Below are 20,176 nucleotides of genomic sequence, written 5' to 3'. Positions count from 1 at the left end.
GCTCGTTGATGATGCGCAGCACCTCGAGCCCGGCGATCTTGCCGGCGTCCTTGGTCGCCTGCCGCTGGGCGTCGTTGAAATAGGCCGGGACGGTGATGACCGCCTGGGTCACCTTCTCGCCGAGATAGGACTCGGCGGTTTCCTTCATCTTCTGCAGGATGAAGGCGGAAATCTGGCTGGGGGAGTATTTCTCGCCCTTCACTTCGACCCAGGCGTCGCCGTTCGGGCCGGGAATGATCTTGTAGGAGACCATTTCCTTGTCCTTGGCGACCATCGGATCGTCGGTGCGGCGCCCGATCAGGCGCTTGATGGCAAAGAGGGTGTTTTCCGGATTGGTGACCGCCTGGCGCTTGGCGGCCTGGCCGACGAGGCGTTCCTCGTCGGTGAAGGCGACGATCGACGGAGTCGTGCGCGCGCCCTCCGAATTCTCGATGACCTTGGCTTGGCTGCCGTCCATGATGGCGACGCAGGAATTGGTGGTGCCGAGGTCGATACCGATGACTTTGGACATAGAACTTCCTTTCAAGCGGCGATTTTGCTGGCCGGGTCCGGCTTCGGCCCCCGGCCTTGTATCCCGTCCGGACCGCCGTTTTCGGCTGGGGTCCGGCTTTGGCTGGCTATATAGGACCCGGGGTTTTCGCCTGCAAGAAGCCGCCCGGCGCGGCTTCGGGCTTTTTTCGGGCGGTCACGTGCCATGATCACGCTCAAAGACTTCGAGATTCACAAGGCTTACCTCCCTCCCGCCGCGCAGGCCGCGATGGTCGAGGATCTGCGCGAGGTGGCTCGCGCCGCGCCGTTCTTCGCGCCGCTGACGCCCTGGGGCAAGCCGATGAGCGTGCGCATGACCTCGGCCGGCCGCTACGGCTGGATCACCGGTCGCGGTGGCTATCGCTACGAGCCGCGGCACCCGGACGGCCAGCCCTGGCCGCCGATCCCGGAGGCGGTGCTCGTCGTCTGGCGCGATCTCGTCTCGGCGACGCGCGCGCCGGATTGCTGCCTCGTCAATTTCTACGGCGAGAAGGCGCGGATGGGGCTGCATCGCGACGCGGACGAGGCGGATTTCGGCTGGCCGGTGCTGTCGATCAGCCTTGGCGATCCGGGCCTGTTCCGGGTCGGCGGGCTGGAACGCGGCGACCCGACCGCCTCGGTGCTGCTCGAAAGCGGCGACGTGGTGGTGATGGCCGGGCCCGCGCGCCGCGCCTACCACGGTATCGACCGCATCCGGTTCGGCGCCTCGCGCCTGTTGCCCGGGGGTGGCCGGATCAACCTGACGCTCCGTGTCGTCGATTGAGTGAAACGACGGAGAGTCGTTCCGCCGCCCAAGCCCCCGCCTCGGCGACCACGGGGTCGGCGTCGGCCGCGAGCAGCCGCGCGGACCGCAGCAGCGCGGGGTCGCCGGAATTGCCGAGGGCGTAGGCGACGTTCCGCACGAACCGGTTCCGACCGATGCGCTTGATCGGCGAGCCCTGGAACAGCGCCCGGAATCCGGCGTCGTCGAGCGCTGCGAGATCGGCGAGCTTCGGCTCGCGCAGCGTCTCGCGGGCATGATAGCCCGCCTCGCGGGCCTCCGCCGCGAACTTGTTCCAGGGACACACCGCGAGGCAGTCGTCGCAGCCGTAGATCCGGTTGCCGAGCGCCGGCCGCAGCGCGGGATCGACCGGGCCGTCGTGCTCGATGGTGAGGTAGGAGACACAGAGCCGCGCGTCGAGCCGGTAGGGCGCGGGGAAGGCGCCGGTCGGGCAGATGTCGAGGCAGGCGCGGCAGGAGCCGCAATGGTCCGCCTCGGCGCGGTCGCGCGGCAGCCAGAGTTCGGTGAAGATCGCGCCGAGAAAGAACCAGCTTCCAAGCTCGCGCCCGACGAGATTGGTATGCTTGCCCTGCCAGCCGAGGCCGGCCGCCTGGGCGAGCGGCTTTTCCATCACCGGCGCGGTATCGACGAAGACCTTGATCGCCGCGCCGGTCTCGGCGACGAGCCAGCGCCCGAGCCGTTTCAGCCGCTTCTTGACCAGGTCGTGATAGTCCCGGCCGCGGGCATAGACACTGATATTGCCGCGGTCGCGTCGAGATAGCAGCGCGAGCGGATCGGTGCCGGGATCATAGGGCTCGGCCAGCATCACGACCGAGCGCGCCTCGGGCCAGAGCGCCGCCGGATTTCCGCGCCAGCCCTCGCGCTCCGCCATCCAGCCCATCCGCCCATGGTGCCCGGCGGCGAGAAAGGCGCGCAACCGCCCGGCCGCTTCGGGGATCGCATCGGGGGCGCAGACGCCACAGGCCGCGAAACCCTCCTCCCGCGCCCGCGCCCGCAGCCGGGTGGCGATCGCCTCCGGGTCGCCCGCGATCGCCGGGGCCGGAGTAGCCCGCCCCGGCGCGCTCATGTCAGGCCGCGCCCATCAGAAATCGAGGTCGGCGTAGTGCTGGGGCGGCGTGAAGCCCGGCACCAGATCGGCGAGGATCGAGCGAAAGGCGGGCCGCGACTTGATCTTGGAATACCAGTCGTGCAGCCCCTGGTTCCGCGTCCAGTCGACATCGCCCACATAGTCGAGGCAGGAGAGCTGCGCGGCGGCGGCGAAATCGGCGATGGTCATCTGGTCGCCGGCCAGCCAGCGGCGCTGGTCGATCAGCCAGCCGATATAGTCGAGATGGTACTTGATGTTGCGCAGGCCGGCCTTGATCCGATCGCTCTCGGGATAGCCGGCCTTCATCAGCTTCTTGTTCACCCGCTCGTAGAGCAGGTTCGCGGTCACCTCGTGGTGGAACTTGTCGTCGAACCAGGCGACGAGCCGCCGGGCCTCGGCCCGCTCCGCCGGCCGCTTCGGCAGCAGCGGCGGGTCGGGCTGGACCTCCTCGAGATACTCGAAAATCGCGGTCGACTCACCGAGCACGAGGTCGTCGGTACGAAACAGGGGCACCTTGCCGGCCGGATTGAGCCGCAGATATTCCATCCGCCGCTCCCACGGCCGTTCCTCGACCAGCTCGACCTCGATCTTCTTCTCGGCGAGAACGAGGCGAATCTTGCGGCAGAACGGCGACAGGGGCATGTGATAGAGACGGCGCATTGATGCTCTTTCAGTTGCTCGATGCCTCTTATTCATCCAACCGGGGCGGCAATTCAACCGACGCCGTCACCCGCGGCGAATTCGCGCCCGCCCGCTGCTTGCCCGGCGCGGCGGAGAACCATAGGTAGAGCCCGACCAGGGCAATCCGAGAGGTGCGAGGGGCATGAGCAAGCCGAAGATCGAGACGCGTTTCGAGCGGGGGCTGTTCGCCGCGCGCTGGCTCATGGCGCCGATGTACCTTGGCCTCGTCGTGTCGCTGGCCATGTTGATGGTGATCATGGCGCGTGAGGTGGCCTACTACGCACCAAAGATCATGGTGCTGTCGAGCGAGGACGCCATCCTATCGGTGCTGACGCTGATCGACCTGACGCTGGCCGGAAACCTGCTGCTGATCGTGCTGTTCTCGGGATACGAGAATTTCGTCTCGAAACTCGACATCGACGCGACGGCGGACCGGCCGAGCTGGATGGGAACGGTGGATTTCTCGGGGCTGAAGATGAAGCTGATCGCCTCGATCGTGGCGATCTCGGGGATCCATCTGCTGAAACGGTTCATGGAGATCGGCGAGAAGCATGCCGAAACGCCGTTCGACCCGACGCAACTGCGCTGGATGGTACTCATCCATCTCACCTTCGTGGCCTCGGGCGTGCTGCTGGCGGTGATGGATCTTCTCGCGGCCAAGACGGACAAGCACTGACGTTTCCCGTCTCATCGCGGCGACGCCCTTTTCGGGGGCTGATTGGCGAACAACGCGGAAACCCGGACCCCATGTCGCACTTCGGGCGCTCAGGCACGGGGGCCGCGATCCAGGCCGCGCAGGCATCGTGCCTCCCGTCCGGGAGGGGCGACACTCATCGGGAATTCGGGATGGAACCGGCAGGCTCCGCGCCCGTTTAAGCCGGAGAGTTGCAAGGGGCGGCGTTTGCCAGCACATTCGGGTGGGGAAACGCCGACGAGAGGAGCATCAGATGGATATAGTAGACCGGCACGCGGATCTGCAGGCGCGGATCGACGCGGCGCGCCAGCGACTCGCCGAGGACAACAAGAACGAGTGGGCCGAAATCGGCAACATGCTCGAAGGCCTGTCCGAGGAGCTCAATGGAGTGGACGAGCCGGAGGGAAAAGCCAAGCACGGCATCTACGACCGGATCGAGCAGGGGATCGCCGCGATTCACGCCCGGCTCGACGCCAAATAGGCCAGCGGGCGGCGCGGCGCGGCGAAGCAGCGCGGCCCGCTAGGGGCGCGCCGCCTGATCGCTGAGCCTGGCGATATTGAACGCAAGGAGCCCACGCGTGGCCGAAGCACTCCGTGCGACCGCCGGCCTGCCGTATCCGCTCGGCGCGACCTGGGACGGGATCGGGGTCAATATCGCCGTCTTCTCGGCCCATGCGACGCGGGTCGATCTCTGTCTCTTCGACGACGATGGCCGGCGCGAGACGACGCGGATCGCGCTGCCCGAGTTCACGCACGAGGTCTGGCACGGCTATTTTCCCGACCTCCGGCCGGGACAGCTCTATGGCTTGCGGGTGGACGGGCCCTACGCGCCGGAGGCGGGGCACCGGTTCAATGCCAACAAGCTGCTGCTCGATCCCTATGCCAAGGCGATCCACGGCAAGCTCCGCTGGCACGATTCGCTGCATGGATATCGCATCGGTCATCCGAAGGCCGACCTCTCCTTCGATCGGCGCGATTCGGCGCGGGCGATGCCGAAATGCCGGATCATCGACCCCGCCCATACCTGGGGCGAGGATCGGCGGCCGCGCAGCGCCTGGTCCGAGACGGTGATCTACGAGGCGCATGTGAAGGGCATGACCGCGCGGCGCGAGGATGTGCCGGAGGAATTGCGCGGCACCTTCGCCGGCCTCGCGTCGCCCGGGGTGATCGAGCATCTGGCGCGGCTCGGCGTCACCACGGTCGAGCTGATGCCGATCCACGCCTTTTTCGACGAGCGCTATCTGACCGAGCGCGGCCTGACCAACTACTGGGGCTATGCCACGCTCGGATTCTTCGCCCCGGCGCCGCGCTACATGCCGCCGGGGCGAGATCTGCGCGATCTGAAGCTGATGGTGCAGCGCCTGCATGGCGCGGGCATCGAGGTGATCCTCGACGTGGTCTACAACCACACCGCCGAGGGCAACCATCTCGGGCCGACGCTCAGCTTCCGGGGGATCGACAACCTCAGCTACTATGTGCCAGCCGACGATCCGCGCTATGTCTTCGACACCACGGGCTGCGGCAACAACCTCAATATCCGCCATCCGCGCGTGTTGCAGATGGTGATGGATTCGCTGCGTTACTGGGTCGAGGATTGCCATATCGACGGCTTCCGCTTCGATCTGGCCGTGACCCTCAGCCGGGATCGCGACAAGTTCGACCAGAACAGCCCTTTCCTCGACGCCGTGGCGCAGGATCCGGTGCTCGCCCATGTGAAGATGATCTCCGAGAGCTGGGATCTCGGGCCGAACGGCTATCAGGTCGGAGCCTTTCCGCCGGCCTGGGCGGAATGGAACGGCCGCTACCGCGATGCGATGCGCGGCTTTCTCAAGGGCGATCGGGGCGGCGTTCCGGCGCTCGCCTCGCATCTGCTCGGTTCGGCGGACATCTTCGACCGGCGCGGTCGGCGGCCCTGGGCCAGCGTCAATTTCCTGACCGCGCATGACGGTTTCACGCTGATGGACCTCTACAGCTACAACGAGAAGCACAATCAGGCGAACGGCGAGGACGGTCGCGACGGCCACAATGACAACCGGTCATGGAACTGCGGCGCCGAAGGCGAGACCGAGGACGCGGGCGTCATCGATCTCCGCGACCGGATGCGGCGCTTCGCCATCGCGGCGCTCGCGGTGTCGCATGGCACGCCGATGCTGCTGATGGGCGACGAGCTTGGCCGGACCCAGGATGGCAACAACAACGCCTATTGCCAGGACGGGCCGCTGACCTGGGTCGACTGGAGCGATGATCCGCGCGCGCTCGCCTTCAGGGATTTCGTGGCCGGGGCGCTGGCGCTGCGGCGCGAACTGCCGCTGCTGCGCAGCGCGCGGTATCTGCACGGCGATCCGGTGGGACCCGAGGGTCGACCCGACGTGCGCTGGCTGCGCCGCGACGGGCGGGACGCGACCGGCGACGACTGGGCGAACGGCCTCGACCGCGACGTGGCCGTGGTCCTGCGCGACGAGCTTGGCGCGGTGCTGATCATCGCCAATGCCTCGGACGGCGGGGTGGATTTCACCCTGCCCGAGGCGGTCGGGACCGGTGGCTGGCGGCCGCGGCTCGATAGCGGCGCGGGCGATATCGACCCGGACGCGCCGCTCGTCGCCGCCGGCGAGGTCCTGTCGGTGCCGGGCCGCGCGCTGTTCGTGCTGTCGTCCTGACCGATACCGCCATTGGGGGAACCGCTTCCGGTTCGGAACGTTTGCTCGCCGAGGGCGAACTGGCCCTGATCAAGATGGAGGTTCTCGATGAACTGGGATCAGATCGAAGGCAAATGGAAGGAAATGACCGGCAAGGTCCAGACTCAGTGGGGCAAGCTCACCGACGACGACATGCAGCGGATCAAGGGTGATCGGCGCGAATTGTCAGGCCGGATCCAGCAGAAATACGGTGTGACCAAGGAAGCCGCCGAAGCGCAGATCGACGACTGGATGAAGGCGAACTGACCTCGCGGATGATTGTGGAACGGGGCGCCGCGGATCCTGCGAGGGATCCGCGGCGCATTGCGTTCCGGGCCGCGTCTGGCGCCGCTGACGGCCCTCCGCCTTCCGCGACGCCGAATCTCGGGACGAGAATTGGCGCTGCTCGTTTGGCGATTGTCGGGTTTCGGCGGAACCCGAGCCCGGTGGGGACGTTGATTTCTCGTGAAGCCCGGCGGCGGTGCCTTGGGCAAAATGGGAGTTTTGGGATGAAGAAGCTGATTGTCACGACCGCGCTCGGCGCGCTGCTCGCCACCGGCGCCTACGCGGAAAGCGCCACGGATCATTCGGCCGACGCTCCGGCGGCGGTCCAGCCGCTCGGCGGCGAGCCCGCCCCCGCTGGGATGGGTTGGGACCTGAACGAGGGTCAGGCGCGGGTCGATGTGACCACCGTCTCCGCCGACGCGCTGATCGGCGCCCGCGTCGAGACGTTGAGCGGCGAAAAGGTCGCCGATGTGAAGGACGTGATCCTGTCGGACGATGGCAAGGTCGAGAATATCGCCGCGGGCTTCGGTGGCTTCCTCGGCTTTGGCACCGACGAGGTGCTGCTGACGCTCGATGAGGTCGATTTCGTCACGGACATCAATGACACGCTGATCGTGCGGACCAACCTGACGCCGGAGGCGTTGCAGGGCCGGCCGGTCTATGAGGGGAGCTGACCCTTCGCGCCTGTTTTATTCTTCGCGGCGGCCGCCTTGGCGGCGGCCGCGCTTCGTTCGACGGAAGGAGAGAGAGATGAGTGCGCTTTTCCCGGACAAGGTGCGCGACGCGGCGCCGGATATGGACGACCTGCGCAAGGAATTGGCCGCGCTTCGCAAGCAGGTGGCGGATCTTGTTGGCGCCGCCGCCGCCGACGGCCAGAAGAAGGCGCGCCGGTTGGGCAAGGAGGCGTTCGACACCGTGAGCCTGCTCACCCACGACGGCGAGGCGCTGGCCTCCGATGTTGGCCGCGAGCTTCGTCGCGTGGAACGCCGGGCGGTCGAGACGGTGCGTGAACGTCCGGGCCAGTCGCTGGCGGTGGCACTCGGCCTTGGCCTCGTGGTCGCGGTTCTGTTGCGTCGCTGAGCATTGCGCGTCCGGAAGGACGAAAGCTCCGGGTCGTGCCCGGGGCTTTTTCATGTCCGCGCCACCTCCAGCCGAGGCGCCGCGATCAACGGTCAGCGATTTCACCCGGCGAAGGCGCGGCCGACCATTGTCGCGTTGTGGCCATCGGGGCCGTAGTCACCCGGACCGTTGATGTCGAGCGCGGCTTGCAGGCGGTTGCGGGCGCGGCTGACGCGGCTCTTGATCGTGCCGACGGCGCAGCCGCAGATCTCGGCCGCCTCTTCGTAGGAAAAACCCGAGGCGCCGACGAGCAGCAGCGCCTCGCGCTGGTCGTCGGGCAGCTTGGCGAGGGCGCGGCGGAAGTCGGCCATGTCCATCACCCCGTCATGGGCCGGCGCGACGCTCAGCCGCTCGGTGAAGGTGCCCTCGCTGTCCTGAACCTCGCGACCGCGCTTGCGCATCTGGCTGTAGTAGCTGTTGCGCAGGATGGTGACGAGCCAGGCCTGCATGTTGGTGCCGAGCCGGAAGTCAGTCTGCTTGGCCCAGGCCTTCATCACCGTTTCCTGCACCAGGTCGTCGGCCCGGTCCGGCCGACCACTGAGCGACAGCGCGAAGGCGCGCAGCGACGGCAGCGCTGCCAGCATCGCCTGCTTGAAGCTCGGTGGCGGGGGCGGCTGCGAAGAGGAAGGCGAATTCGCCTGCGAGTTCGGGGGCGATGCGTCTTTCATCGCGCCGCCTGCTCGTCCGCCGCCACGGACCCGGCGCCCTCCGCCTCGTCGAGCTGTTCGAGCAGCGCGATGAGGTCGGACGGGATCGGCTCCTGGGCGTCGGCGGAATAGAGGGCGCGGAGCCGCCGCGCGATCTCGCCATGCGGATCGAGCGGGTCGGCTCCCGAGCGGGAGCGGCGCGGCCGCCCGGTCGAGGGAGTGGGGAAATCAGTCATGGAACGCGTGCGCTTCTCGAATGTTGTTCAGGAGCGTCGATGGTGCTCCGGGATCTTCCGGTTGCAGAATGCGCCAGATACGGGGAAGTTCCCACTTCGCGGGAACTTTTCTCGCAGCCTGTCGTTAGGGTTTGTTTGGCCGCCATTGGCGCCACCATATCCGGAGCCTGAACGCATGACCCTGTCCACTCGCATCGCCCCGCATCTCGCCTACCTGCGGCGCTATTCGCGCGCGATAACCGGGTCGCAGACGTCCGGTGACGCCTATGTCGCGGCGATGCTGGAGGCGCTGATCGCCGACATTTCGATTTTCCCCCAGGCGAGCAGCGACCGGATCGGCGTGTTCCGCCTTTTCGCCTCGATCTTCTCGCGGATGCAGGTCACCATCGATCCCGAGCGTTCGCCCTTCGCCTGGGAGCAGCGCGCGGCCGCCAACCTGGCACAGGTCTCGCCGCTCGCGCGGCAGGCGTTCCTCCTGAACGCGCTCGAAGGTTTCTCGCGCGCCGAAGTCGCCGAGATTCTCGATATCGAGGAAGACGCGGCCGGCGACCTGCTGGCCCAGGCCGCGGAGGAAATCTCGCGGCAGGTCGCGACCGATATCCTGATCATCGAGGACGAGCCGCTGATCGCGATGGATATCGAACAGATGGTTCTGTCGCTCGGCCATCGGGTTACCGGCATCGCCCGCACCAAGGACGAGGCAATGGAGCTGTTCCGCGCCGATCCGCCGGGAATGGTGCTGGCCGATATCCAGCTGGCCGACGGCAGCTCCGGCATCGACGCGGTGAACGACATCCTGCGCGCCAGCCTGTTGCCCGTCATCTTCATCACCGCCTTTCCCGAGCATCTCCTGACCGGCGAGCGGCCGGAGCCGGCGTTTCTCGTGACCAAACCGTTCGACGAGAACATGGTGAAGGCGCTGATCGGCCAGGCGCTGTTTTTCCATGAGGCGGCGTCCGTGGCCGCCTGATGCCTTGGTCGCCCGCTGGAACCGATGGCATGGCGCAGAGTTTTCGACCGTAGAGCCGGGCCCGCCAAGCCGGCCAAGGCGCGGCGCGGGATGCCCGGCCCCCGGTTCGGCCCGGTCGGGGCGACGGCAAGCGAAGGGCCATCATGAATTCTCCCGATCTCGCCGGGTATGACCGGACCCGGGCCCTGGCCCGGGGCCTCCGCGGCGCGGGATTGTGCATCCTCTATCACGACCGCCATCTCGCCTTGCGGATGATCGAGAACGCGCCGGCGGCCTGGCCACCGAGCGAGGACATCATCGCCCGGGGCGACGCGGCGATCTTCGACGCCGAGACGGCGGCGCAGGTGGTCGAGGTCAAGCGCGGGGTGATCGACTCAGGGCTGCCCGCGCGGATGGAGGTGCCGATGCGCGCCGCCAAGGAAACCACCTGGTACGAACTGCATATCGAGGCGGACCATGGCGAGTCCGGGGGCGAGACGGGGACCGGATCGCACGACGCCGCGGCGGTGCGGGGCCTTGTCGTCTCGGCGGTCGAGATCACCGAGCGCAAGCGGCGCGAGGAAGCGATGCGCGCGCTGCTCTACGAGGTCAGCCATCGCTCGCGGAACCTGCTCGCGATCGTCCAGAGCGTGCTTGGCCACAGCGCGCGCGACACCGACAGCGTCGCCTCGTTCGAGCGCAAGTTCCGCGGGCGGATCGCGGCGCTGGCGCATAGCCAGGATCTCATCACCCGCTCGAACTGGCAGGGCGTGCGCTTCCACCCGCTCATCGAGCGGCAATTGTCGGAGTTCCGCGACCCGGGGATCGCGCCGCCACTCGTGGTCGGACCGGATACGATGATCGGGCCGAACGCGGCGCTCTATCTCGGGCTCGCCTTGCACGAGCTCGCCGCGAATTCCGCGCGGTTCGGAGTGTTCGCGCTGGGGGGCGATATCCTGATCGAGACCGATACCACCCGGGACGGGCACCGCATGACCTGGACCGAGGATCTCGCCCTGCCCTCGACGGAGTCGCCCGGCCGCGGTTTCGGACAGGCGATCCTGACCCAGATCGTGCCGCGCGCGGTCAATGGTCGCGTCGAATATCAGATCGCGCCGCGCGGCATCGTCTATCGCATCGACTGGCCGGAGGCGATCGCGGTATAGCGTCGGCATATCGCGAGGCGCCCGGCCAGCTTGAACGGCTTGGCCAGCGGCGACGGACCGGAGAGCCGTCGCCCGCTGATCCGAACGCTGAACCGATCGGGCGGGGAACCGAACCGGACGGCCGGCGTTAACCCGAGCAAACGACGCTCGGTCACGGGGAAGCAAGAATGAACAATATCATCTATCTCGTCGGTCTGGTGGTGATCGTGCTGGCGATACTTTCGTTCGTCGGCCTGACGTGAGCGGAGGTTCGAATGAAGGAGGTCCCGATGGACAATGCATCCAAACCCGCCGCGGGTCCGGAGGATGTGCTTCGCGCCGATCTCCAAGTCCTGAGGGGTGATCTCGACGCGCTGGCGGCCGACGTGGCGGGGCTCGGCCGAAATCAGGCGCGCCGCCTGAAGGCCAGCGCCGAGGATCTGATCGCGGCCGGCGAGGACAAGGTGCGGGAAGTGGACGATTCGCTTTCGATGGCCGTTCGCGAGAATCCCGTCAGGTCGATCGCGATCGCCTTCCTCGCCGGCTATGTCTTCGCGGCGATCGTGAGATAGCCCGAGCCCGAAACGGCTCGGCGCGACGATGTCCCTGACTGCGAGTGTCGCATCCGCGCCACTCGCTTTTTTTTCAGCGCGCCGCGCCGCGCTCAGCTTCGTCCAGCGCGCTCAGCAGGGCTGCGAACCGGTCGTCCCGATCTTCCCGCTCCGGCAGGGAGCAGGCTTCGCGCAAGGCCATGCCGATCCGCTCGGCCACGCGGGCCGCCGCCCGTCGGGATACCTCCGCGGCGTCTTCGAATTTCTCTCTCATACCGCTCACCAACCGTTTTCCGCTTTCGCCCCCCCCAAGCGCCCGAAGCGGTGGTTGGTTCCCCCCGAAAACGCTGCCTTGTCGCCTGTGTGACGCATCTGCAACACGTAACGATTGAAATAACCATTGCGAATCACGATCAAGTCTGTCGTGTTAGTCAGATAAACATCGAACGTCGCCGCCAAGAGAATCACTGCCCGGACCGAATCTGAAACCCGCGCCATCCGAACCGAAGGAGAACTGCCATGCCTGGAGTATCTGACATGACGCTATCCGACATTTCCGGAACCCCGGTTTCCGCGACTCTGGTCACCCATGGCGGGGCGCTTGGTACCCTGCGCGCGCTGGCGCGGCGGCTCGCGCCGTCCCGCGACGGATATCCGATTTCATTCGACGGCGTGGTGTCGCGCCACGAAGCCGGCTTTGCGGTCGAGGGCTATCCCGTCCGGTCGCGCCGGGCGCCGGTCGAGAGTTCTCCGGCCCGCGCCAGGGCCGAGGCGGTGTCGGCCGCGCGGCTGCGGGCCAATGCGCGGGCCGCCTATTCCAGCGTGGTCGGAACCCACGAACAGGCGCTCGACGCCGCGCTCGCGGTGATCGAGGCCGAACTCGTGGCGGTTCGCGCCCGTTGCGACGCGCATGCCGAGGCGCTGAAGTCGATCCGCCTCTATGCGACCGACGCCGAGACCCGCGCCCTCGCGGCGCGCGGGCTCGATGCCTGCGCCGAGGTCTTGGCTTGTCGTGCCGCGACGGAGGCAGGCTGCCCGCGCGCCGCCGAGGCCGGTGAAGACGGCCGCGACTGAGACTTTCCGCGATCCGGCCCGCGCCTCGGGTTGGCGCGGACCGGATAGAGCGAGATCGAGATGACAACTCCTTTCCGTGATTTCCCCGGCGCCGATGGTGCTCGTCCGGCACCGTTCCGATGTAGAAGCGCGCCGCCGTCCGCCCGCCGCGCGACGGCCTGATTCCGTTTCCCGTTCCGTTCGACCGTGACCGAGTCGCCCCTGGCGACCGGGCGGTGCCCATTCCGGAATCCCTCGATTTCCGACTTCAAGGATTGATCCCATGCTGAACAGACGTCGTCTGTTGTCCACCAGCCTCGCCGGCGCCCTCCTTTTCGGCGCGTTCGTTCCGCTCGTCAGCGCCGAGGGCGTGCCCGAGGAGTTTCGCGTTGGCTACCAGAAAGGCAGCGCGATCCTCGTCGTCGCCAAGCAGCGCGGCGCGCTCGAGGCGCGTCTCAAGGAGCTTGGCGTCGAGAATGTGCGCTGGGTCGAGTTCCAGTTCGGCCCACCGCTGCTCGAAGCTCTCGGCAGCGGCGCGGTCGATATCGGCGTCGTCGGCGACGCGCCGCCGATCTTCGCCCAGGCCGCCGGCGCCGACCTCGTCTATGTCGCGAGTTCACCCGCCTCCGCCTCGGCGATCCTGGTGCCGAAGGACAGTGCGATCCGGTCGGTGACCGATCTCAAGGGCAAGAAGGTCGCGATCGCCAGGGGATCGAGCTCGCACAATCTCACCGTGCAGGCGCTGAAGGCGGCGGGCCTTTCCTTCAACGATATCGAGCCGGTCTATCTGACCCCGGCCGACGCGGCCGCCGCCTTCGCCAGCGGCAAGGTCGATGCCTGGACGGTCTGGGACCCCTATTTCGCCATTGCCGAGACCCGGCACGATGCGCGGCCCGTCATCACCTCCGACGCGTCGGGCCTCGCCAGCAACAGCTTCTATCTCGCGAACAGGACCTTCGCCGAAGCCCATCCGGACGTGCTCGGGGCCGCGCTGCGCGCGATCGGTGAAGTGACCGACTGGGCGGCGGAGAACCGGGGCGAGCTCGCGCGGATTTCGTCGGAGGTGACCGGCGTCGATCTTCCCTCGCAGGAGATCGCCAGTGGCCGCTACGAGATCGACCTTCGGCCGATCTCGGAAGAGACGGTGAAGCAGCAGCAGGCCATCGCCGACACCTTCCTGGAACTCGGGCTGATTCCGAAACCGATCGAGGTTCGGAAGATCGTCTGGGACGCCCGGCCGAACATCTGAGCGCGGAGACAGTCATGACCATCGGTTTCACGCCCAGTTTCGCGCCGGCACGGCCGCTCGACTTCTTCTGGTTCATCCCGACCCATGGCGATGGCCGCTATCTCGGGTCGGAGGACCAGCAGCGCCCGCCCGACTTCCGCTATTTCAAACAGATCGCCCAGGCGGTCGACAATCTCGGCTACAAGGGTGTGCTCCTGCCGACCGGCCAGAGCTGCGAAGACAGCTGGATCACGGCGGCGGGCCTCGCCACCGTGACAGAGCGGCTGAAGTTCCTGGTCGCGCTGCGGCCGGGGATCACGCTGCCGAGTTTCGCCGCGCGACAGACCGCGGCGCTCGACCGGCTGTCGGGGGGCCGGCTGCTGCTCAACGTCGTGGTCGGCGGCAATCCGGTGGAGCTCGCCGGCGACGGCGTCTTCCTGCCGCACGATCAGCGCTATGCCCAGGCGGCGGAATTCCTGCATATCTGGCGCGAGCTCCTCGCCGGCCATCAGGTCGATTTCGATGGACGATACTACAATATCGATGCCGGACGGCTCGACATCCCACCGGTCGACGGCGTGCCACCACTCTATTTCGGCGGCTCGTCCGAGGCGGGACAGGACATGGCGGCGGAGATCGTCGACCACTATCTCACCTGGGGCGAGCCGGTGGAGGCGGTCGCCGAGAAAGTGGCAAGCGCCCGCGCCAAGGCCACCGCGCGCGGCCGGGCGCTGCGCTTCGGCATCCGGCTGCATTTCATCGTGCGCGAGACCGAGGCCGCGGCCTGGGAGGCGGCGGACCGGCTGATCAGCCAGATCACCGACGACCAGATCGCGCGGGCGCAGGCGCGGTTCCTGAAGCAGATGGATTCGGTAGGTCAGCGTCGGATGGCCGAACTGCACGGTGGCCGGCGCGACAGGCTGATCGTCGGGCCGAACCTCTGGGCCGGCGTCGGCTTGGTGCGCAGTGGCGCCGGCACCGCGCTCGTCGGTACCCCCGCGCAGGTCGCCGAGCGGTTGCGCGAGTACCAGGCGGCGGGCATCGACACGGTGATCGGCTCCGGCTATCCGCATCTGGAGGAAGCCTATCGCGTGGCGGAGCTGCTGTTTCCGGTGCTCGGGGCGAGTGGTTCGGCGCCGCGGGTCGCGGACCGGATCGCCAACGAGTTCTCGGTCGGCTTCCACGGTCACGCACCGCTCGGAGTCGCGTCGTGAGCACGGCGGTCGGGCGGCGGCGGCACCCCGCTATTTCACAGCGTTTGAGGTGAACGAAATGATCGAAACCAAGCATTTCGTCGGCGATGAGGTCGTGTTTCCGGTGCCGGGCGCGCCGCCGGCCTCCGGCGCCGCCCTGACGTTTCGCGGCATCGGCAAGAGCTTCGGCGAAACGCCGGTGCTCGCCGGCATCGATCTCGTGGTGCCGCCCGGCCAGTTTCTCGCCATCATCGGCAAGAGCGGCTGCGGCAAGAGCACGCTTTTGCGGCTGCTCGCGGGGCTCGACCGGCCGACGGCGGGCGAGATCACCCATGACGACGCCGCGGACGGACAGGCCGACACCCGCATCATGTTCCAGGAGCCGCGTCTCCTGCCCTGGGCGCGGGTGGTGGACAATGTCGCGGTCGGCCTGACCGGCACGCCGCGCGGCGTCGCGCGGGAGCAGGCGCGCGCCATGCTGGGCGAGGTCGGCCTGGCCGATCGCGCCGGAGAATGGCCCTCGGTCCTGTCGGGCGGCCAGCGCCAGCGCGTGGCGCTCGCCCGGGCGCTGGTTGGCCAGCCGCGGGTGCTGGCGCTCGACGAGCCGCTCGGCGCGCTCGACGCGCTGACCCGGATCGAGATGCAGGACTTGCTCGAACGGATCTGGCGCAAGCAGGGCTTCACGGCCGTGCTCGTCACCCACGACGTCGCCGAGGCGGTCACTTTGGCCGACCGGGTGGTCGTGCTCGACGCCGGACGCATCGCGCTCGACATCGCCGTGCCGCTGCCTCGGCCCCGTCCGCGCGGCGACGCCGCCGTCGCGCGGCTGGAACAGCGCATCCTGCGCCAGCTGTTCGGCACCGGACGATAGCCGGGCGACAGACCCCGCTGGACCCGCCCCACGTCCCGGCCTATTGGGGTTGAGGGAGTTTTCCCGGGGGGCGCATGTTCGACCTTGGCTCGACGCTGCGGATCCTTCGGCCCGCGCCGAAGGTGATCGGCTTCTACGATGGCCGGATCGATGGGCTGCGCGCCCATGGTCCGGGCGAGAACTGGCTCGACGACGGCGCCTTCGCGCTCGGGGTCTGCACCTATGCCGTGGTCGATGGCGGCGAGGCGCTGGTCTATGACACCCATGTCTCGCTCGCCCATGCCCGGGCGATCCGCGCCCGGCTCGCCGCCGAGGGCGCGCGGGTGAAATACGTGGTGCTGAGCCACTGGCACGTGGACCACGTGGCCGGCAACGAGGTCTTCGCCGACGGCCCGATCCTCGCGAACCGGCTGACGGCCGAGCTCCTCGCCGCGCACCGGGCCGAGCTCGAGGCGGACGATCCGCCGATCCGGCCCCTGGTCATGCCGAACGAGATTTTCGACGATGATTTCACCCTGACCATTGGCGGGACGACGGTCGAGGTCCGACGGCTCGATATCCACAGCATCGACGGGACCGTGCTCCTGCTGCCGGAAGCCGGTCTTCTGCTCGCCGGCGATACGCTGGAGGATCCGGTCACCTATGTCGCCGAGCCCGCGCGGCTGGCGGAGCATCTGCGCGATCTCGACCGGCTCGAGACCTGGGATTTCGCGCGCGTGCTGCCCAACCACGGCGCCGAGGAGGTGATCGCCGCCGGCGGCTATGACCGGCGGCTGGTCGCGGCGACCCGGCGCTATGTCGAACGGCTGCTCGACGCGGAGCGCGCGGTCGGCCCGTTGAGCGATTTCATCGCCGAGGATCTCGCCTCCGGCGCCGTCCGCTATTTCGCGCCCTACGAGGCGGTGCATCGCCGCAACCTCGCCGATGTGCGCGGCGAAGCGCTTGTTCCGCGCGAATGATGGTTCTATCAGAAATCATGGCCCGTACCAGGAGAGTGCCCATGCAGAACCAGATCCCAGCCATCGGGGCTCCGATCGTCACGGTCTTTGGCGGTTCGGGTTTCATCGGCCGCTACGTGACCCAGCGCCTGGCGCGCGCCGGCTGGCGCATCCGGGTCGCGGTGCGACGGCCCGACGAGGCGGGATTCGTCCGGCCTTATGGCGTCGTCGGCCAGGTGGAGATTCTGCAGGCGAACATCCGCGACGAAGCCTCGACCCGCCGCGCGATCAAGGGCGCGAACGCGGTGGTGAATTGCGTCGGCATCCTCGGCGAGGCCGGCAAGCAGACCTTCGACGCCGTGCTTGCCGAGGGCGCGGGTCGGATCGCGCGCATCGCGGCCGAGGAGGGCGTTACCCGTCTCGTCCATGTCTCGGCGATCGGCGCTGATCCCGACGGCGCCAGCACCTATGCCAAGGGCAAGGCGGCGGGCGAGGCGGCGGTTCTCGCCGCCTTTCCCAAGGCGGTGATCCTGCGGCCCTCGGTGGTGTTCGGCGACGGCGACGGCTTCTTCCGCAAGTTCGCCTCCATGGCACGCATGTTCCCGGTGCTGCCGATCGTCGGTCCCGGGACGCGCTTCCAGCCGGTCTATGTCGACGACGTGGCGGCGGCGGCGGTCGCGGCCCTGTCCGGTGAGGCGACGGGCGTCTACGAACTCGGCGGGCCCGAGGCCAAGACGTTTCACGAACTGATGACCGAGATGCTGGCCGTCATCCGTCGGCGCCGGCCGATCATCAGCCTGCCCGGCTGGCTCGCACGGCTCCAGGCGTACGTGCTCGACAAGGCGCAGGGCCTGAGCTTCGGCCTCTTCACCAACACCGTCGTCACGCGGGATCAGCTCAGACTGCTCGCCAGGGACAACGTGGTGGCGCCCGGTGCCAAGGGCTTCGCCGATCTCGGCATCACCGATCTCACGGTAATGGAGACGGTGCTCGATTCGTATCTCTACGCCTACCGGCCGAACGGCCAGTACGATGCGATCAAGGAATCCGCCGAGCGGCTCTGGAACCACTGAGCCGTGGCATCTCAATCACTGTTCGACGCCGCGGTCCTCGGCGTCCTCGAAGGTCTGACTGAATTCATCCCGGTCTCCTCCACTGGCCACGTCCTGCTCGCGGGGCATTTCCTCGGCTTCGAATCAACCGGCAAGGCGTTCGAGGTGCTGATCCAGCTCGGCGCCATCCTCGCCATTCTCTCGGTCTACGCGGCGCGGCTGCTCGAGATCGCCAAGGCGGTGCCGACCGATCCCAAGGCCCGGCGGTTCATCACGGCGGTGCTGCTGGCGTTCCTCCCGGCGGTGGTGATCGGCGTCATCGCGCATGATTTCATCAAGACCGTGCTGTTCGAGACGCCGATGCTGATCGCGGCGATGCTGGTCTTCGGCGGATTCGTCCTGCTCTGGGTCGATCGGCGGGTGCACAACCCGCGGTATCACGACGTCATGGACTTCCCGCTGCCGCTCGCCTTCAAGATCGGGCTGATCCAGTGCCTCGCAATGATCCCGGGCGTCTCGCGCTCGGGTGCCACCATTGTCGGCGCGCTGCTTCTCGGCGCCGACAAGCGCTCGGCGGCGGAGTTCTCCTTCTTCCTCTCGATGCCGACCATGGCCGGCGCCTTCGCCTTCGATCTCTTCAAGAACCGCGACATCCTCAGCTTCGACGACGCCGCGGTTATCCTCACCGGCTTCGTCGCGGCGTTCATTTCGGCGGTGTTCGTCGTCCGTCACTTGCTCGATTTCGTCGCGCGGCGCGGCTATTCGATCTTCGGCTGGTGGCGAATCGTGGTCGGAACCGCGGCGCTCGTTGCGCTTTGGCTGACCTCTCCGGGTGGTGGTGCCTGATAGGGCGCCATTCGACCCGCCACCTCTGCTTAAAAAATACACTAACCCCCGCCACGGCCATGGTTTCGGAAAAATGGGTCAGCAATTATGACTTTTATTGCCTTGCAGCATGTCTTAGAAAGGAAGTGACCGCGAAAGCGGGGGAACGGGTGCATCGCGGAGGGATGGATGGCCGAGCAGCGGATGCTGAAATTCGTGAAGGTCCCGCGCGACATGCCGGCCAAGCGGAAGGCCGTCGAGCGTCGCGAGGACTTCGCCGAAATCTATGCGCAGTACGCCGCGGCCAAGGCCGAGGAGCAGGCCAGCCGTTGCTCGCAATGCGGTGTGCCCTACTGCCAGTCGCATTGCCCGCTGCATAACAATATCCCCGACTGGCTGAAGCTGACCGCCGAGGGCCGGTTGCGCGAAGCATACGACCTCAGCCAGGCCACCAACACCTTTCCCGAGATCTGCGGCCGCATCTGCCCGCAGGACCGGCTCTGCGAGGGCAACTGCGTCATCGAGCAGTCGGGCCACGGCACGGTGACGATCGGCGCGGTCGAGAAATACATCACCGACACCGCCTGGGCCGAGGGCTGGGTCCAGCCGATCAAGCCGGCGTCCGAGCGGGCGGAGAGCGTCGGCATCATCGGCGCCGGACCGGGCGGGCTGGCCGCGGCGGACACCCTGCGCCGCGCGGGGCTCCAGGTCACGGTCTATGACCGCTACGACCGGTCCGGCGGCCTGTTGGTCTATGGCATTCCCGGCTTCAAGCTGGAGAAGGACGTGGTGGTCCGCCGCAACGATCAGCTGGCGCAGGCCGGCGTGACCTTCGTTCTGAATTGCGACGTCGGCGTGGATATCTCGTTCGACGAGATCCGGTCGAGGCACGACGCGGTGCTGATCGCGACCGGCGTCTACAAGACGCGCGACCTCGGCGGCCCGGGCGCCGGTCTGACCGGGATCGTGCGGGCGATCGACTATCTGACCGCGTCGAACCGGAAGGGATTCGGCGACGAGGTTCCCGAGTACGACAGCGGCGAGCTCAATGCCGAAGGGCGGCGCGTGGTTGTGATTGGCGGCGGCGACACGGCGATGGATTGCGTCCGGACCGCGATCCGCCAGGGTGCGAAATCGGTCAAGTGCCTCTACCGCCGGGATCGGGCGAACATGCCGGGCAGCCAGCGCGAGGTTGCCAACGCCGAGGAAGAGGGCGTGGAATTCGCCTGGCTGACCGCGCCGCGCGGTTTCACCGGCGATGCGTCGGTAACGGGCGTGCGCGTGTCGCGGATGCGTCTCGGCGCGCCGGATGCCACGGGGCGCCAGTCGCCCGAGGAGATCCCCGACGCCGACTATACCGAGCCGGCGGAACTCGTGATCAAGGCGCTCGGCTTCGAGCCGGAGGATCTGCCGAAGCTCTGGGGCATCGACGGGTTGGAAGTGACCCGCTGGGGCACCGTGAAGGCCGATTTCGTCACCAAGCAGACCAGCCTCGAGGGGGTCTACGCGGTGGGCGATATCGTACGGGGCGCGAGCCTCGTGGTGTGGGCGATCCGCGACGGGCGCGAGGCGGCGGCGAGCATGCTCGCCTTTCTCGGCGCGCGCTCGACCGTGATCGCCGCGGAATAGCGGGGGCGG

At 67.7% G+C, this 20,176-nt stretch carries 23 protein-coding genes and 1 pseudogene; 18 read left to right on the top strand and 6 right to left on the bottom strand.

All coding sequences use genetic code 11. The features are described 5' to 3' along the window. Positions 1 to 511: Hsp70 family protein (locus Q0480_RS15275; RefSeq protein WP_299134205.1), on the bottom strand; the 511-nt coding region annotated here is incomplete at its 3' end. A gap of 183 nt (positions 512 to 694) precedes the next feature. Here Q0480_RS15275 and Q0480_RS15270 point away from each other — a divergent pair. After that, positions 695 to 1,291 carry an alpha-ketoglutarate-dependent dioxygenase AlkB gene (locus Q0480_RS15270; RefSeq protein WP_299134204.1) on the top strand — a complete coding sequence of 199 codons (597 nt, stop codon included), beginning with the start codon at positions 695 to 697 and terminating at the stop codon, positions 1,289 to 1,291. Here Q0480_RS15270 and queG read toward each other — a convergent pair. Together queG and Q0480_RS15260 are read right to left on the bottom strand one after the other, a co-directional pair. Then, positions 1,263 to 2,375: a tRNA epoxyqueuosine(34) reductase QueG gene (queG, locus tag Q0480_RS15265; protein WP_299134202.1), complete on the bottom strand. Its 1,113-nt coding sequence runs from the start codon at positions 2,373 to 2,375 to the stop codon at positions 1,263 to 1,265. The genes Q0480_RS15270 and queG overlap by 29 nt on opposite strands. A 15-nt stretch (positions 2,376 to 2,390) precedes the next feature. Continuing rightward, the gene (locus Q0480_RS15260; RefSeq protein WP_299134201.1) at positions 2,391 to 3,056 is read right to left on the bottom strand and encodes a glutathione S-transferase family protein; all 666 of its coding nucleotides are present in this window, start codon (positions 3,054 to 3,056) and stop codon (positions 2,391 to 2,393) included. Between the two features lie 163 nt (positions 3,057 to 3,219). On the opposite strand from Q0480_RS15260, the gene Q0480_RS15255 reads away from it, so the two are divergent. The 6 genes from Q0480_RS15255 (at position 3,220) to Q0480_RS15230 (ending at position 7,811) form a co-directional block, all read left to right on the top strand. Next, positions 3,220 to 3,753 (top strand): TIGR00645 family protein, encoded by a 534-nt coding sequence (locus Q0480_RS15255; RefSeq protein WP_299134200.1) that lies wholly within the window; start codon positions 3,220 to 3,222, stop codon positions 3,751 to 3,753. 271 nt (positions 3,754 to 4,024) lie between these two features. Next, positions 4,025 to 4,252 carry a hypothetical protein gene (locus Q0480_RS15250; RefSeq protein ID WP_299134198.1) on the top strand — a complete coding sequence of 76 codons (228 nt, stop codon included), beginning with the start codon at positions 4,025 to 4,027 and terminating at the stop codon, positions 4,250 to 4,252. Between the two features lie 97 nt (positions 4,253 to 4,349). Next, complete coding sequence (glgX, locus tag Q0480_RS15245; RefSeq protein WP_299134196.1) at positions 4,350 to 6,428, top strand: glycogen debranching protein GlgX; 2,079 nt, start codon at positions 4,350 to 4,352, stop codon at positions 6,426 to 6,428. A gap of 87 nt (positions 6,429 to 6,515) precedes the next feature. After that, a complete protein-coding gene (locus Q0480_RS15240) occupies positions 6,516 to 6,713 on the top strand; it encodes a CsbD family protein (protein ID WP_299134194.1) in 198 nt (65 codons plus the stop codon). A gap of 242 nt (positions 6,714 to 6,955) precedes the next feature. Next, on the top strand, positions 6,956 to 7,405 hold the full coding sequence (locus Q0480_RS15235) for a PRC-barrel domain-containing protein (RefSeq protein ID WP_299134193.1): 450 nt from the start codon (positions 6,956 to 6,958) through the stop codon (positions 7,403 to 7,405). A gap of 76 nt (positions 7,406 to 7,481) precedes the next feature. After that, positions 7,482 to 7,811: a hypothetical protein gene (locus tag Q0480_RS15230; RefSeq protein WP_299134191.1), complete on the top strand. Its 330-nt coding sequence runs from the start codon at positions 7,482 to 7,484 to the stop codon at positions 7,809 to 7,811. A 101-nt stretch (positions 7,812 to 7,912) separates the two neighbouring features. On the opposite strand, the pseudogene Q0480_RS15225 reads toward Q0480_RS15230, so the two are convergent. Together Q0480_RS15225 and Q0480_RS15220 are read right to left on the bottom strand one after the other, a co-directional pair. Beyond that, positions 7,913 to 8,443, bottom strand: a pseudogene (locus Q0480_RS15225) (sigma-70 family RNA polymerase sigma factor); the annotation flags it as partial. A gap of 71 nt (positions 8,444 to 8,514) precedes the next feature. Further along, positions 8,515 to 8,733: a NepR family anti-sigma factor gene (locus Q0480_RS15220; protein WP_299134188.1), complete on the bottom strand. Its 219-nt coding sequence runs from the start codon at positions 8,731 to 8,733 to the stop codon at positions 8,515 to 8,517. 175 nt (positions 8,734 to 8,908) lie between these two features. Here Q0480_RS15220 and Q0480_RS15215 point away from each other — a divergent pair, with 175 nt between their 5' ends. The 3 genes from Q0480_RS15215 to Q0480_RS15205 all read left to right on the top strand — a co-directional run bounded on the left by Q0480_RS15215 (position 8,909) and on the right by Q0480_RS15205 (position 11,399). Beyond that, complete coding sequence (locus Q0480_RS15215; protein WP_299134186.1) at positions 8,909 to 9,703, top strand: response regulator; 795 nt, start codon at positions 8,909 to 8,911, stop codon at positions 9,701 to 9,703. A gap of 143 nt (positions 9,704 to 9,846) precedes the next feature. Continuing rightward, positions 9,847 to 10,848 carry a sensor histidine kinase gene (locus Q0480_RS15210; RefSeq protein ID WP_299134185.1) on the top strand — a complete coding sequence of 334 codons (1,002 nt, stop codon included), beginning with the start codon at positions 9,847 to 9,849 and terminating at the stop codon, positions 10,846 to 10,848. A 269-nt stretch (positions 10,849 to 11,117) separates the two neighbouring features. Next, the gene (locus Q0480_RS15205) at positions 11,118 to 11,399 is read left to right on the top strand and encodes a hypothetical protein (RefSeq protein ID WP_299134184.1); all 282 of its coding nucleotides are present in this window, start codon (positions 11,118 to 11,120) and stop codon (positions 11,397 to 11,399) included. A gap of 73 nt (positions 11,400 to 11,472) precedes the next feature. On the opposite strand, the gene Q0480_RS15200 is transcribed toward Q0480_RS15205, so the two are convergent. After that, a complete protein-coding gene (locus tag Q0480_RS15200) occupies positions 11,473 to 11,661 on the bottom strand; it encodes a hypothetical protein (RefSeq protein ID WP_299134183.1) in 189 nt (62 codons plus the stop codon). Between the two features lie 236 nt (positions 11,662 to 11,897). Here Q0480_RS15200 and Q0480_RS15195 point away from each other — a divergent pair, with 236 nt between their 5' ends. The 8 genes from Q0480_RS15195 (at position 11,898) to Q0480_RS15160 (ending at position 20,167) form a co-directional block, all read left to right on the top strand. Next, a complete protein-coding gene (locus Q0480_RS15195) occupies positions 11,898 to 12,452 on the top strand; it encodes a hypothetical protein (RefSeq protein ID WP_299134182.1) in 555 nt (184 codons plus the stop codon). A 262-nt stretch (positions 12,453 to 12,714) separates the two neighbouring features. Further along, the gene (locus tag Q0480_RS15190) at positions 12,715 to 13,680 is read left to right on the top strand and encodes an aliphatic sulfonate ABC transporter substrate-binding protein (RefSeq protein ID WP_299134180.1); all 966 of its coding nucleotides are present in this window, start codon (positions 12,715 to 12,717) and stop codon (positions 13,678 to 13,680) included. A 14-nt stretch (positions 13,681 to 13,694) separates the two neighbouring features. Beyond that, entirely contained in the window at positions 13,695 to 14,873 is a 1,179-nt protein-coding gene (gene ssuD / locus Q0480_RS15185) for an FMNH2-dependent alkanesulfonate monooxygenase (protein ID WP_299134179.1), read from the top strand. 58 nt (positions 14,874 to 14,931) lie between these two features. Beyond that, complete coding sequence (locus Q0480_RS15180) at positions 14,932 to 15,723, top strand: ATP-binding cassette domain-containing protein (protein ID WP_299134178.1); 792 nt, start codon at positions 14,932 to 14,934, stop codon at positions 15,721 to 15,723. Positions 15,724 to 15,797: 74 nt separating this feature from the next. Beyond that, positions 15,798 to 16,682, top strand: coding sequence for an MBL fold metallo-hydrolase (locus Q0480_RS15175; RefSeq protein WP_299134175.1), 885 nt, complete (start codon positions 15,798 to 15,800; stop codon positions 16,680 to 16,682). Positions 16,683 to 16,723: 41 nt separating this feature from the next. Beyond that, positions 16,724 to 17,734 carry a complex I NDUFA9 subunit family protein gene (locus Q0480_RS15170; RefSeq protein ID WP_299134173.1) on the top strand — a complete coding sequence of 337 codons (1,011 nt, stop codon included), beginning with the start codon at positions 16,724 to 16,726 and terminating at the stop codon, positions 17,732 to 17,734. A gap of 3 nt (positions 17,735 to 17,737) precedes the next feature. Further along, complete coding sequence (locus tag Q0480_RS15165; protein WP_299134171.1) at positions 17,738 to 18,559, top strand: undecaprenyl-diphosphate phosphatase; 822 nt, start codon at positions 17,738 to 17,740, stop codon at positions 18,557 to 18,559. Positions 18,560 to 18,727: 168 nt separating this feature from the next. Next, positions 18,728 to 20,167 (top strand): NAD(P)-dependent oxidoreductase, encoded by a 1,440-nt coding sequence (locus tag Q0480_RS15160; RefSeq protein WP_299134170.1) that lies wholly within the window; start codon positions 18,728 to 18,730, stop codon positions 20,165 to 20,167. The last annotated feature ends 9 nt before the right edge of the window (positions 20,168 to 20,176 follow it).

The sequence above is a fragment of the uncultured Amaricoccus sp. genome, from assembly GCF_937891315.1.
Taxonomy (GTDB): domain Bacteria; phylum Pseudomonadota; class Alphaproteobacteria; order Rhodobacterales; family Rhodobacteraceae; genus Amaricoccus.
This window is presented reverse-complemented; position numbering and strand designations above follow the sequence as displayed.